13 protein-coding genes are annotated in these 12,394 nt (G+C 73.8%); 7 read left to right on the forward strand and 6 right to left on the reverse strand.

Annotated elements, in window-relative coordinates; genetic code table 11:
* Positions 1-26: 26 nt before the first annotated feature.
* On the reverse strand, positions 27-263 hold the full coding sequence (locus AB0J53_RS16660) for a DUF397 domain-containing protein (protein ID WP_049559738.1): 237 nt from the start codon (positions 261-263) through the stop codon (positions 27-29).
* Positions 264-1,085 carry a helix-turn-helix transcriptional regulator gene (locus AB0J53_RS16665; protein WP_219501936.1) on the reverse strand — a complete coding sequence of 274 codons (822 nt, stop codon included), beginning with the start codon at positions 1,083-1,085 and terminating at the stop codon, positions 264-266.
* Between the two features lie 231 nt (positions 1,086-1,316).
* On the opposite strand from AB0J53_RS16665, the gene AB0J53_RS16670 reads away from it, so the two are divergent.
* Positions 1,317-1,811 (forward strand): ATP-binding protein, encoded by a 495-nt coding sequence (locus AB0J53_RS16670; RefSeq protein ID WP_364172763.1) that lies wholly within the window; start codon positions 1,317-1,319, stop codon positions 1,809-1,811.
* Positions 1,812-1,888: 77 nt separating this feature from the next.
* Complete coding sequence (locus AB0J53_RS16675) at positions 1,889-4,282, forward strand: helicase-associated domain-containing protein (RefSeq protein ID WP_364172766.1); 2,394 nt, start codon at positions 1,889-1,891, stop codon at positions 4,280-4,282.
* On the opposite strand, the gene AB0J53_RS16680 is transcribed toward AB0J53_RS16675, so the two are convergent.
* Positions 4,266-5,279, reverse strand: coding sequence for an ABC transporter substrate-binding protein (locus AB0J53_RS16680; protein WP_219501700.1), 1,014 nt, complete (start codon positions 5,277-5,279; stop codon positions 4,266-4,268). The genes AB0J53_RS16675 and AB0J53_RS16680 overlap by 17 nt on opposite strands.
* 85 nt (positions 5,280-5,364) lie before the next feature.
* Here AB0J53_RS16680 and AB0J53_RS16685 point away from each other — a divergent pair, with 85 nt between their 5' ends.
* The 3 genes from AB0J53_RS16685 to AB0J53_RS16695 are packed head-to-tail and all read left to right on the forward strand — an operon-like array spanning position 5,365 to position 8,236.
* Entirely contained in the window at positions 5,365-6,429 is a 1,065-nt protein-coding gene (locus tag AB0J53_RS16685) for an iron chelate uptake ABC transporter family permease subunit (protein ID WP_364172769.1), read from the forward strand.
* On the forward strand, positions 6,426-7,433 hold the full coding sequence (locus AB0J53_RS16690; RefSeq protein WP_364172772.1) for an iron chelate uptake ABC transporter family permease subunit: 1,008 nt from the start codon (positions 6,426-6,428) through the stop codon (positions 7,431-7,433). Before AB0J53_RS16685 ends, AB0J53_RS16690 begins: the two co-directional genes overlap by 4 nt.
* The gene (locus AB0J53_RS16695; RefSeq protein ID WP_364172775.1) at positions 7,433-8,236 is read left to right on the forward strand and encodes an ABC transporter ATP-binding protein; all 804 of its coding nucleotides are present in this window, start codon (positions 7,433-7,435) and stop codon (positions 8,234-8,236) included. Before AB0J53_RS16690 ends, AB0J53_RS16695 begins: the two co-directional genes overlap by 1 nt.
* Before the next feature lie 11 nt (positions 8,237-8,247).
* Here AB0J53_RS16695 and AB0J53_RS16700 read toward each other — a convergent pair whose 3' ends face one another.
* Complete coding sequence (locus AB0J53_RS16700) at positions 8,248-9,501, reverse strand: ArgE/DapE family deacylase (protein ID WP_364172778.1); 1,254 nt, start codon at positions 9,499-9,501, stop codon at positions 8,248-8,250.
* A 60-nt stretch (positions 9,502-9,561) separates the two neighbouring features.
* On the opposite strand from AB0J53_RS16700, the gene AB0J53_RS16705 reads away from it, so the two are divergent.
* Positions 9,562-10,476, forward strand: coding sequence for an endonuclease/exonuclease/phosphatase family protein (locus tag AB0J53_RS16705; RefSeq protein ID WP_364172781.1), 915 nt, complete (start codon positions 9,562-9,564; stop codon positions 10,474-10,476).
* 3 nt (positions 10,477-10,479) lie between these two features.
* On the opposite strand, the gene AB0J53_RS16710 is transcribed toward AB0J53_RS16705, so the two are convergent.
* Positions 10,480-11,052 carry a DUF1349 domain-containing protein gene (locus AB0J53_RS16710; protein WP_246644268.1) on the reverse strand — a complete coding sequence of 191 codons (573 nt, stop codon included), beginning with the start codon at positions 11,050-11,052 and terminating at the stop codon, positions 10,480-10,482.
* Positions 11,053-11,145: 93 nt separating this feature from the next.
* On the opposite strand from AB0J53_RS16710, the gene AB0J53_RS16715 reads away from it, so the two are divergent.
* Positions 11,146-11,466 carry a co-chaperone GroES gene (locus tag AB0J53_RS16715; RefSeq protein ID WP_308125643.1) on the forward strand — a complete coding sequence of 107 codons (321 nt, stop codon included), beginning with the start codon at positions 11,146-11,148 and terminating at the stop codon, positions 11,464-11,466.
* Here the strand turns inward: AB0J53_RS16715 and AB0J53_RS16720 are convergent.
* A complete protein-coding gene (locus tag AB0J53_RS16720) occupies positions 11,457-12,383 on the reverse strand; it encodes a hypothetical protein (protein ID WP_364172785.1) in 927 nt (308 codons plus the stop codon). The two genes, AB0J53_RS16715 and AB0J53_RS16720, sit on opposite strands and share 10 nt — an antisense overlap.
* Positions 12,384-12,394: the final 11 nt, after the last annotated feature.

Genomic DNA, 12,394 nt, shown 5'->3' on the forward strand with positions numbered 1-12,394 from the left:
TGAACCCGCCGGAGGTGAACAGGCTGTTACACGAGCAGCCCGTCGAACTCCCCGTCCTTCACCCCGAGCACGAGGGCCCGGATCTCGTCGCGGGTGTAGATCAGCGCCGGGCCGTCGGGGAAGCGCGAGTTGCGCACCGCGATGCCCCCGTCGGGCAGTTCGGCGAGCTCGACGCAGTTGCCCTGCGAGTTGCTGTAGCGGCTCTTGCGCCAGGCGACCTGGGTGAGGTCGGTGGCGGGCATGCCGTTGTAGGTCTGGTTCATCTACATCTTTCTGAGAAGGCCGCCGATGAGCTCGACGGTGCCCCCTGGCGTGGTGCTCTCCACGCACAGTTGCTCCATGGCGGTGAGGTACGGGTCGATGTCCTCACGTTTGTCCAGGTAGAGGGCACCCCAGAGCTGTTCGACGTAGACGACGTCCGACAGGTCGGACTCGGGAAACCGCAAGATGCTGAACGCGCCCCCCTCGGCAGCGTGCATGCCGTATTTGAAGGGCATCACCTGAATGGTGATGTTGGGCAGGGCGGCGACTTCCAGCAGATGCCGGAGCTGCTCGGCCATGACCTCTCGGCCGCCGATGGTCCGCTTGAGCGTCGCCTCGTCGATGACGGCCCACAGGCGCGGCCCGTCCTTCTGGGTGAAGCGCTCCTGCCGTTGCATGCGCATATGCACGCGGCGTTCGATCTTGTCGGCGGACAGGTCGGGGTTGCCGAGCTGGAACACCGCCCGCGCGTAGGCGGAGGTCTGCAGCAGGCCGGGCACGAACTGCACCTCGTAGGTGCGGATCACGCTGGCCGCTTCCTCCAGGCCGACGTACGTGGTGAACCAGTGCGGAAGCTCGGCCGAGTATTTGTGCCACCATCCCGGGGTGTTGGCCTCGCGCACCATCTCCAGCAGAGCACGCCGTTCGGCGTTGTCGACGACGCCGTAGAGCGTGAGCAGGTCCTCGACGTCACGTGTCTTGAATCCGACGCGCCCGAGCTCCATCCGGCTGATCTTGGACTCGGAGGCCCGGATGTGGAATCCGGCCTGGTCGCGGGTCAGCCCGCTCTCCTCGCGCAGCCGCCGCAGGCTCGCACCGAGCATGATGCGCCGAACGGTCGAACCGGAACCGGGCGGATCGATGGACACGTGGTGCTCCTTGGTCGTTTCCTTGCCACACAGTCTGTCACTTCACAACCCATAGATCATGGGCTGCGGACAAGATCCCCTTTCCCACTGATTGACCTTTTGACGACCAACCGTAGCGGCTGCACGAGTTGTCTGCACGTGCATTCGCTCTTGCACCTGCACGAGAGTCTGTCGCAGAATGATCACGTGCATCCCACCCTGGCGCCGGGCCTGTGGACCACGTTCGACTGGTGGCCACCGGTCGGCTGGTGGCCCGAGGCCGCGCGCGATCTGCTGGTGCCCGGCCCTGTCTCGAGCGCCACGTTCGTGCTCCCCGCCACCGCCTCGTCCGTCCACGCCGCCCGCAGTTTCACCGCCGGGGTGCTGTCGGCCTGGGACCTCCCGGAAGTGGCCGACAACATGGAGCTGGTGGTCTCCGAGCTGGCCACCAACGCGCTGCGTCACGGCCTGCGCCTGGAGGAGCCCCGCTGCGAACGGCCCGTCCACATGTCGCTGGTGCGCCGCGGACCGCTGGTGACCAGCGCGTTCACCGAGCCGGGCACCTCGGTGCCGGTGCTCCGCTATCCGGGCCCGCTCGACCCCGGCGGGCTCGGGCTCCACATCGTCGAGTCGCTCAGCCTCCGCTGGGGCTGGTCCGCCCTCGCCCCGCACGGGAAGATCGTCTGGGCAGTTCTCTCCTGACCGGGTGTGATCTGCATTACCGTGGATGGTCATGGCTCACGGTGAGTCCTACGCGCGACCCATGAGAGTGCTGACCGATGGACGATCACCTGCTCGGCTGGCTCCGGACCCTCGACGAGGACAGGCTCTGCCGCATCCTGTCCAACCGCCCTGACGCCATCGCCGCACCGTGGCCGCGCCGGCTCGACACGCTGGCCCAGCGCCTGAGCAACGGCTTCGCCGCCATGGAGGCGCTGCGCCGCCTGCCGCTGCCCTGCCTCCAACTCGCCGAGGCCTGCCTGGTGCCGGCCAGGCCGACCGCCGAGCGGCTGGCCGGGCTGCTCGGCAGGCAGCCGGCGGAGCTGAGCCCGTGGCTCGACCGCCTCTACGACCACGCGCTGGCCTGGCCGGGCGACGACGGCGAGATCCACCTGTCGGAGGCGGTGGCGCGCTCGTGGAGCACGCCTCTCGGCCTGGGCGAGCCGCTCGACCACTACCTCAACTCCTGGACGATCAGCACCGACACGCTGCGCGCCCTGGCCCGCAACCTGGGCCTGCCGCCCCACTCCAACAAGCGCCGCACGATCACCCGGGTGAGCGAGGCGCTCGCCGACCCGTCCCGCGTGGAGACGCTGCTGCGTCACGCCCCCGGCGGCACCCGCGACCTGCTCGACGCCTTCGCCTGGGACGGCCCCGTACGCGACGTCGACGGCGGCAGGTTCGTCACGCCGGGCACCCCGGAGAAGTGGTCGGCCGACCACGGCCTGCTCTACCGGCCGAGCTGGCACGTCGCCGAGATGCCGCGCGAGGTGGCGCTGTGCCTGCGCGGGCCCGGCTACCGTCCGCCGTTCGCGGCGCGGGCGCCCGAGCTGCCCACGCTGCCGGTCGACCCGGAGGAGGTCGACCATCTGATGACGCTCGCCGCGCCGCACGTCGTCGAGCGGTGCGCGGCCCTGCTCGACAACACGGCCAAGACGCCGCTGCCGCTGCTCAAGACCGGCGGCGTCGGCGTGCGCGAGGTGCGCCGGGTGGCCAAGGAGACGGGCTGCGACGAGGACGAGACCCGGCTGCTGCTGGAGGTCTGCGCGGTGGCGCGGCTGCTGGCCTGGGACGAGCCGTCGGGCGGGCTGGTGCCGACCGAGCGGTTCGACCGGTGGCGGCTCGACGAGGGCGCGGCCCGGCTGCGGGTGCTGCTGTCGGCCTGGTGGCGGATGGAGCGTTCGTCGCTGCGCAAGGTCGACGGCCGCTACGGCACGCTGCTGGGCGACGACCAGTCGGGCCCGGCCGTGGCGCGGGTGCGCCGCGCCGTGCTGTCGGTGCTGGCGCACCTGCCGTCGGGCACGGCGTTCGCCGGCCGTGACGGCCTGGTGGCCAGCGTGCACTGGCACGCCCCGCTGCTCGACCGCGAGCTGCTGGGCGCGTGCGCGTCCGCGGTGATCGACGAGGCGCGGCTGCTCGGCCTGCTGGCCAACGACGCGCTCACCGACCTGGGGCGGGCGCTGGCCGGGCTGTCGGACCGGGCGGGCGAGGAGAGCGACGACTCGGTGCCGCTCGTCGAGCACGACCCGGCGCTGGTGGAGGCGTCCACCCGGGCGCTGGCGAGCGTGCGCAGGAGCGCCCTGTTCGGGCCCGACCTGACCGCGGTGGTGACCGGGCCGCCGTCGGCGGAGCTGGCCGCGCTGCTCGACCGGGTGGCCGAGCGCGAGTCGCGCGGCGCCGCCTCGGTCTGGCGTTTCACCACCGAGAGCGTACGGCGCGCGCTCGACCGCGGCTACGACGCCGACGAGCTGCTGGAGGAGCTGGCCGAGGTCGGCACGATCCCGCAGCCGCTCGACTACCTGGTGCGTGACGTGGCGCGGCGGCACGGCGAGGTGACGGTGACCACGGTCGGCTGCGTCGTGCAGGCGTCCGACCCGTCGCTGCTGGCGGAGATCGCCGCCCACCGCAGGCTGTCGCGGCTGGGGCTGCGGCTGCTCGCCCCGACGGTGCTGGTCGCCTCGGCCGACGCCGAGCGGACCCTGGCCGCGCTGCGCGAGCACGGTTACGCGCCGGTCCCGGTCGCCGACACCGGCGAGATCGCCATCCGCCGCACCCGTGCCGAGGAGCCGCACGGCGGCAAGCTCATCCTGCTGCCGGGCGGCCAGGTGGCCGAGCTGGACCGGGCGCCGCACGTGATCGCCGAGCCCTCCCCCGACCCGCAGGAGCACGCCCGCCGCCTGATCGCCGACAGCCGGTCGGCGGCCGAGCAGGGCGGGCGCACCTGGGCGGTGATCGGCAGGATGGCCACCCGGCTGCCGACGGCCCAGCAGTCACTGCTCGGTTTCGTCGTCGACCGGGGCGTGCGGGCCGGCATCACGCTGACCGGCGGCCTGACCGCCACCGTGAGCCACGGCGAGCTGCGCGGCGGCGCGCTGGACGCGTGGTGCGAGGAGGCGGGCGACTACCTGGAGTTCCCGCTCGCCGAGATCGTCGAGGTCAGGGGAGCTTACTAGCCTTCGCCAGGTTGGCCACCATCTCCTCCAGGACCCCCGCGTACGACTGGTAGCTGAAGGGCGCTTCGGCGCGCCACGCGTAGAGCTGCCCGGCCTTGACCGCGGGCAGCCCGGCGAAGGCGGGCTTCTTGAGCATCTCCTCGGGCTTGAGCGCCTGGGTGCGGGTGTCGTGCAGGATCACGTCGGCCGCGTAGGCGTCGGCGTTCTCCCAGCTGAGGCTCTGGAAGAAGCCCGCCTCGTCCACCTTGTCGGGGGTGACGACGTTCAGGCCGAGCTCGGCGGCGTAGGTGAGGTCGGGGTGGTGGGGCGGGTTGGCGACCCACATGCCGTCGGGCCCGGCGGAGATCACCAGGACCTTGAGGTCCTTGAACCGGGCCAGTTCCTTGCCGGCGGCCGCCATCCTGGCCTTGGCCTCGGCGACGCCCGCCATTCCGGCCTTGAGCGAGGCGGCCAGCTCCTCGTAGCGGCCGATGATCGCGGTGGCGCCGCGGCCGGTGAGCATGATGCCGGCGGTGGGGGCGACCTGCTCGATCGCGTCCTTGGAGCGTTCGGGCACGTACCAGAGGGTGTCCTTGTCGTACATGCCGGTCACGAGCAGTTCGGGGCGCAGGCCGATGTACTGCTCGACGTTGAACTCGTCCCAGGCGTTGCCCAGGCCGGTGACCTGGCTGATGTCGACGCTGCCCGCCTGCGGGTCCTTGGCGCCGTCCTTGAGCTTGTGCGGGCCGAAGACGGCGATGGGGCGGACGCCGAAGTCCCACAGCGCGGCGGCGGCGCCGACCTGGGCGACGACCCGCGTGGGCGTGGCGGCCAGCTCGATCTTCTTGCCGCGGTCGTCGGTGAACGTCCACGCTCCCCCGGCGGTGGCCGGGGCCGAGGACCCCGCCGTGGCCTGCCCGCCGCCACCGCTGCCACCGCCGCCCGTGCCGCAGGCCGACAGCAACAGCGCGCCCGTGGCGGCGAGGAAGCCCCTGCGGGCCAGGACCGGTCCCGGCATGTGCAACTCCTTAGGTTAGGCTTGCCTTTCAAGCAAGGCTTAAGATTAGCCTTACCTAAGCTTGCTGTTGACGAAAGGGGGGCGGGTGCGGCCCGCTGAGCAGACCTCGCCGCCCGGCGCCGCCGCAGCGCCCGCCCCGCCGCGCACGGGAGGCCGCCGAACCGCGCTCGCCACCGGGCTCCTCGTCGCGGCCGGCGCGCTCGTGCTGGTGGCGCTGGCCGGCGTCGCGCTCGGCGCGCGGTCCATGCCGTGGACGGCCGTGTTCGACGCGTTCCTGGCCTTCGACGGCTCCGCCGACCACACCGTCATCCGCGACGTACGGGTGCCGCGCACGCTGCTCGGGATCGGCGTCGGCGCCGCGCTCGGGCTGGCCGGGGCGCTCATGCAGAGCCTGACGCGCAACCCGCTGGCCGACCCCGGGCTGCTCGGCGTCAACCAGGGCGCGGCGCTCGGCGTCACGCTCGCGCTCGGCGTGTTCGGGCTCTCCGACCCCGCCGTGTACGTGTGGTTCGCGTTCGCGGGCGCGGCGGCGGCCTCCGTCGTGGTGTACGCGCTCGGCTCGGCCGGCCGTTCCGGAGGCGGCCCGGTCCGGCTGGCGCTGGCCGGGATCGCCGCCGGCATGGTGTTCACCGCCGCGTGCTCGGCCATCCTGCGCCTGGACACGCAGACGTTCGACCGGATGCGCTTCTGGCTGACCGGATCGCTGGCCGGGCAGGGCGCCGAGACCGCGGCGCGGCTCGCCCCGTTCCTGGTCGCCGGGCTGGTGCTCGGGCTGCTGCTGGGCCGCCCGCTCAACATGCTGTCGCTGGGCGACGACGCCGGCAGGTCGCTGGGCGTCGCCGTCACCCGGACCCGCGCGCTCACCGCGGTCGCCGTGACCCTCCTGTGCGGCTCGGCCACCGCCGCCGCCGGGCCGCTGTGGTTCGTCGGCCTGGCCGTGCCCCACGCCGTCCGCGCCGTGGTCGGCCCCGACCAGCGCTGGGTGCTGCCCTACTCCGCGCTCGTCGCGCCCGTGCTGCTGGTCGGCGCCGACGTGGCCGGACGGCTGATCGCCAGGCCCGGCGAGGTGCAGGTCGGCATCATGTGCGCGGTCATCGGGGCGCCGGTCTTCATCCTGCTGGCCCGGCGCAGGAGGCTGGCCGCCCTATGACCGTACGCGTCGGCCCCTGGTCCGTCCGGCTCGCGCCGAGGGCGCTGTTCACCGGCGCGCTGCTGCTCCTGGCCGCGGTCGCGGTGAGCGTGGTGGCGATCTCGACCGGCGAGTTCACCGTGCCCGTGCCGGACGTGCTCGCCGCCCTGGTCGGCGAGGGCACTCCCGTCGCCGAGCTGATCGTCGCCGAGCTGCGCGCCCCGCGCGTCGTCACCGGGCTGCTGGTCGGGGCCGCGTTCGGGGTGTGCGGCGCGATCTTCCAGAGCCTCACCAGGAACCCTCTCGGCAGCCCGGACTTCATCGGCTTCACCGCCGGCGCCTCGACCGGCGGCATCATGGCCGTCGTCGCCGGCGGTTCGGCCCTCGCCGTCTCCGGCGGCGCGCTGGCCGGCTGCGTGATCACCGCGCTGCTCGTGTACGGCATGGCGTTCCGGCGCGGCGTCCAGGGCTACCGGCTCGTCCTCGTCGGCATCGGCGCCAACGCCCTTCTCCTGGCCGTGAACTCGTACCTGCTGACCAGGGCGAACATCAACGACGCCGCCACCGCCGGAGCCTGGCTCACCGGCAGCCTGAGCGGGCGCGGCTGGGAGCACGCCGTCCCCGTGGCGCTCGCACTCGCCGTGCTGCTGCCCGTCGGCGCGGCGCTCGCCAGGCCGCTGCGCATGATCGAGATGGGCGACGACGCCGCCCGCGCCGTGGGCATCGGCGTCGAACGCGTCCGCGCCGCCGCCGTCGTCACCGGCGTGCTGCTGTGCGGCGTCGCCGTCGCCGCCGCCGGGCCCGTCGTCTTCGTCGCGCTCGCCGCGCCGCAGCTCGCCCGCCGGCTCACCCGCTCCGCCGGCGTCACCCTGGCCTCCTCCGCGCTCATGGGGGCCGTCCTGCTGACCGTCTCCGACCTGGCCGCCCAGCGCCTGCTCGCCCCCACCCAGCTGCCCGTCGGCGTGGTGACCGCCGCCATCGGCGGCACGTACCTCGCCTTCCTGCTGCGAAAGGACCGTTACTGATGGCCGACGCCCGCCTGTACGGCAGCGACCTCACCCTCGCCTACGACCAGCGGGTGGTCGCCACCGAGCTGAACGTGGCGATCCCGGACCGGTCCTTCACCGTGATCATCGGCCCGAACGCGTGCGGCAAGTCCACCCTGCTGCGCGCCCTGGCCAGGATGCTCAAGCCGAGGACCGGGGCGGTGCACCTCGACGGCAGCGTGATCACCGCGCTGCCGTCCAAGGAGGTCGCCCGGCGGCTCGGCCTGCTGCCGCAGAGCTCGATCGTGCCCGACGGGATCACCGTCGCCGACCTGGTCTCCCGGGGGCGCTACCCGCACCAGCGGCTCATGCGGCAGTGGTCCAGGGCCGACGAGGCGGCGGTGACCGAGGCGATGCGCGCCACCGACGTGACGGAGCTGTCGGACCGCATCGTCGACGAGCTGTCCGGCGGGCAGCGGCAGCGCGTCTGGCTCGCCATGGCGCTGGCCCAGGAGACGCCGATCCTGCTGCTGGACGAGCCGACGACGTTCCTCGACATCGCCCACCAGATCGAGGTGCTCGACCTGTGCGCCGACCTGCACGAGGCCGGGCGCACCCTGGTCGCCGTGCTGCACGACCTCAACCAGGCGTGCCGCTACGCGACGCACCTGATCGTCATGCGGGACGGCCAGGTCGTCGCGGAGGGCGACCCCCGGGAGGTGGTCACGACGGAGCTGGTGGAGCGGGTGTTCGACCTGCGCTGCGAGATCATCGCCGACCCGCAGTCGGGCACCCCGCTCATCGTCCCGGAGCACCGCCGCCGCGTCTCCTCCCCCGCCTGACCGCTGGGGGTTCAGCCGGGCAGGCAGCGGCGTACCGCGAGGAGGGCGACGGCGCGGGTGACGGCGAGCAGTTCGGAGAGGGGGACCTGCTCGCGCGGCGCGTGCGCGTAGCGGGCGTCGCCGGGCCCGTAGTGGAGCGTGGGGATGCCCGCCGCCGCGTAGAGCCGCAGGTCGCTGCCGTAGGGGGCGGCGGATTCGGGCAGCGTGACGCCGCTGACGTCGGCCGCCGCCTGCCGGACCTCGGCGAGCAGCGGGTGGCCGGCCGGCAGCCTGCCGCTGGCGAACTGGCCGCCGGGCCAGGTGACGGCGGGCGGGTGGGCGCGCAGGAACGGGTGGGCCGCCGACAGCACCGCCTCCTCGAACGCGGCCCGCGCCTCGGCCGGGTCCTCGTCCAGCCGCACCCCGAGCCGCCCTTCGGCGACGAGCAGGTCGGGGACGCTGCTCGCCCAGTCGCCGGCGCGGACGGTGCCGACCTCGATCGGGTACGGCAGCGCGTTCCCGGCGAACTGGGCCGGGACGTCGCGGTTGCGGTCGGCCTCCAGCCGCCGGATCGCCTGGAACACCGGCCAGAACACCTCGACGGCGTTGACCCCTTCGAGGCGGGTGGCGCCGTGGGCGGCCCGCCCGGCGACCTCGATCCGGAACGTCAGCGCCCCGGCGCAGGCGCTGATGACGGCGCCGCTGGTGGGCTCGGTGATGAGGGCCGCCTCGGCGGTGTGCCCCCGGGCCAGGGTGCCGAACGCGCCGAGCCCGCCGTCCTCCTCGCTGACCACGCAGTGCACGGCGAGGGGTCGTTCCAGGGCGATCCCGGCCCGCTGGATGGCCCGGACGGCGGCCAGGTTGGCGGCCAGCCCGGCCTTCATGTCGCACGCGCCGCGCCCGTGCAGGACGTCGCCGGAGACGCGGGCGGCGAACGGGTCGCTGCCCTCCCACTTGGCCAGGTCGCCGGTCGGCACCACGTCCACGTGCCCCTGCAGCGCGAGCGCGGGCACGCCACCGCCCCCGGTGACGCCGACCACGCCGTACGCCTCCACGCGGGGCGCCTCGGTGCCGGGGAAGCCGTCGCGGGCGCGCAGGTCGTCGAGGTCGAGCTTCCAGACGTCGACGTCCATGCCCGCCTCGGTGAGCAGCCCGGCGACGTGATGTTGCAGCTCGGACTCGGCGTCGGTGCCGGTCACGCTGGGCACCCGGACGAGGTCGGCCAGCAGGTTGACGGTCTCGGCCTCGTCGATGGCGTTGAGGACTCGGGTCTCGGCGTCGCGCATGGTGCACACCATCTCATGTCAGGACGTGAACCCCCAGGGGCCCGGGTGGCGATACAGGGCGTGCGCATTCTGGTGTGGGTGATGGTGGCGCCGTTCGCGGTGTGGGCGGCGGTGCGGGTGTCGGGGTTCGAGCCGGACTGGCCGTGGGTGCCGCTGGTGGCGTTCACCCCGTACGCGGCGGTGGTGGCGGCGGCGGGGCTGGTGCTGGCGGCGCTGGCGAGGCGGCGGGCCGCCGCGGTGGTGGCGCTGGCGGCCACGGTGGCGCTGGGCGGCGCGGTCGTGCCGCGCGCGTTCGCCGACAGTGAGGCGGCCTCGGGCGGGCCGGCGCTGCGGGTGCTGGCCGCCAACCTGATGTTCGGCCTGGCGGACGCGGCGGACCTGGAGGCGCTGGTGACGCGGCTGCGCCCGGACGTGCTGACGTTGCAGGAGCTGACGCCGGACGCCCTGAAGCGCGTCGATCCGCGCCTGCGGCGGGCCCTGCCGTACGCGGTGACGAGCCCCAAGCGTGGGGCGGGCGGCTCGGCCGTGTACGCGCGGCATCCGCTGACGGCGGGGCCGCTGCTGGAGTTCGGCGGGTTCCGGCAGGCGGGCGCGGTGCTGACGGCGCCGGGCGGGACGCGGGTGGAGATCGTGTCGGTGCACCCGTGCGCGCCGCGCCGCTACGGGCGGCAGCCGTGCTGGCGGGCGGGGCTGGAGGCGCTGCCCCGCGCGGGCGGGCCGCTGCGGGTGCTGGCGGGCGACTTCAACGCCACGCTCGACCATCTGCCGATGCGTGACCTGCTCGCCTCCGGCTACCGGGACGCGGCGGACGTGACGGGGCACGGGCTGACGGCCACCTGGCCGCAGAGCCGGCTGCCCGGCGTGGCCATCGACCACGTGCTGGCCGACGCCCGCATGGGGGTGCGCGAGTTCGGCGTGCACGGGCTGAAGGGCACCGACCACCGGCCGGTGTTCGCGGTGGTCACGCTGCCGTGAGGGTCAGCAGCCGGCCAGGCGGACGTCGCTGAAGCGGACGGCGAAGCCCTGGCCCGCGGGCGCGGCGGCCATGGCCCCGGCGAGCGCGGGGGCGTCGGGCGGGAAGTAGGCCAGGCGGAGCAGGTGCTGCGGCGCCTCGTCGCCGAGCCCGTAGCGGACGGTCACGGCGTCGCCCTGGCGCTCCAGGTCGATCGTGACCTGGTCCGCCGGGGCGTCGAGCGGCAGGACGGACCAGTCGGAGCGCTCGCGGGTGACGACGGTGCTCAGGTGGTGGTGGCCGTCGACGTACTCGACGCCGGCCTTGATCCAGGTGCTCTCGTCGATGCGGAGCAGCGCGCCCGCCTGGTCGTACTGGTCGGCGTAGTCGCCGCTGAAGGTCACCGTGAGCCGCAGGTCGCCCCGGACCTGGCGGCCGAACTGGTGCGCGGTGTCGAAGGTGTAGCCGTAGTGGGTGCGCCGCCACAGGTCGGTGCCCGCATCGCAGAACAGGCTGAGGCCGTCGTCCGCCGTCCACTGGCGGGGCGGGTTCGTCCATTGCCAGCCGGTCGCGCCGAAGGCCATGATCATGGCTTTCATCCTGCCATGATCGGTCATGCCGTGTAAGGAGCGTTCCTCAGGATGAGATGCCGCGTGAGTCCCCGGCCCGGCGCGGAACGTAAACTTGGCCCCGTGGTAGAGCCCAAGTTCGAGATTCAGATGCTGCACGACCGGGTCATGGTCCGGCTGGAGCAGGAGTCCCAGGAGCGCCGCAGCGGCTCCGGCATCGTCATCCCCGCGACGGTCAAGCTGGCCAACCGGCTGGCGTGGGGCGAGGTCTGCGGCGTCGGCTCGAACGTGCGCTCGGTCAAGGTCGGCGACAAGGTGCTGCTCAACCCGGAGGACCAGTTCGAGGTGGAGCTGCACGCCCAGGTCTACCTGGTGATGCGCGAGCGCGACCTGCACGCGGTGGCCACCCAGGAGACCGACCACGGCACCGGCCTCTATCTCTGAGGCGCGGGCGCCGCCCGGGTGAAGGACAGCCACAGGTCGGCGGCCCACGTCCTGGTGGGGACGGCGGCCAGCACCCGGCTCACCCTCCCGTCGAGCCCGACCACGGCCAGCCTGTAGGCGCCGCGGTGCGCCATGACGGCGATCAGGTGGCTCTCGTCCCACCAGCCGAACACCGCCTCCGGCTCGACGGGCACGCGGCGGGCGATGCGCCCGGTCGCGGTGTCGGCCAGGCACACCTGCCCGGCGAACCGCGACGGGCACCACAGCGCCATCCGGTCGCCCGACGGCGAGAACGAGTCCTCCGGCCCGGTGGGCAGCCCGGCGCCGGGCAGGGTCCGCACCACCTTCCCGTCGGACGCGCGGTGCACGCGCAGGCCCGTGCCGTGCCGGGTGACCAGGTTGCCGCCGGGCGTCCACCAGAACCCGGCCGCCGCGCCCAGCCCGGCGACCGTGACGGTGCGGGCGCTGCCCGCCGCCACGTCGACGACGGTGAACCCGGCCGGGCGCCACCGCCCGCCGCTCTTCTTCTCGACGGTGAGCGCCACGCGCCGGCTGTCACGGCTCCAGGAGACGTACGACGCGGTGAGGGGCTTCTTGACGGTGCGGATCCGCCTGGTCTTGCCCGTGGCCCGGTCGGTGAGGAGCAGGCTGTCGTGCCCGGCCCGGTAGGCGCGCGGCACGCCGGCGACGGTGCGGCCGTCGGGCGAGAACGCCGCCTCCGACAGGGCCCGCTGCCGGGCGAACCGGTCGCCGGTGCGCAGGTAGGCGCCCTTGGTGCCGAGCCCGTAGGCGGTCAGGCGCACCGGATCGCCGGAGCGCTCCTGATAGGTCATGCCCGTGCCCGGCAGGGAGAGGTCCGCCTGGACGGCCGGGGCGGTCACGACCAGCGACAGCGCGAGAGCGATGTGGGCGATCACGCCCGAAGAAT

The organism is Nonomuraea sp. NPDC049725, from assembly GCF_040674795.1.
Classification (GTDB): Bacteria; Actinomycetota; Actinomycetes; order Streptosporangiales; family Streptosporangiaceae; genus Nonomuraea; species Nonomuraea ceibae.

Excerpts from the sequence above, each read along its gene's own strand:
- AB0J53_RS16700 (WP_364172778.1), bottom strand. The coding sequence starts at position 9,501 with ATGCGCGACGCCGAGACCCGAGTCCTCAACGCCATCGACGAGGCCGAG.
- AB0J53_RS16710 (WP_246644268.1), bottom strand. The coding sequence starts at position 11,052 with ATGAAAGCCATGATCATGGCCTTCGGCGCGACCGGCTGGCAATGGACG.
- AB0J53_RS16660 (WP_049559738.1), bottom strand. The coding sequence starts at position 263 with ATGAACCAGACCTACAACGGCATGCCCGCCACCGACCTCACCCAGGTC.
- AB0J53_RS16680 (WP_219501700.1), bottom strand. The coding sequence starts at position 5,279 with ATGCCGGGACCGGTCCTGGCCCGCAGGGGCTTCCTCGCCGCCACGGGC.
- AB0J53_RS16690 (WP_364172772.1), top strand. The coding sequence starts at position 6,426 with ATGACCGTACGCGTCGGCCCCTGGTCCGTCCGGCTCGCGCCGAGGGCG.
- AB0J53_RS16695 (WP_364172775.1), top strand. The coding sequence starts at position 7,433 with ATGGCCGACGCCCGCCTGTACGGCAGCGACCTCACCCTCGCCTACGAC.
- AB0J53_RS16675 (WP_364172766.1), top strand. The coding sequence starts at position 1,889 with ATGGACGATCACCTGCTCGGCTGGCTCCGGACCCTCGACGAGGACAGG.
- AB0J53_RS16665 (WP_219501936.1), bottom strand. The coding sequence starts at position 1,085 with ATGCTCGGTGCGAGCCTGCGGCGGCTGCGCGAGGAGAGCGGGCTGACC.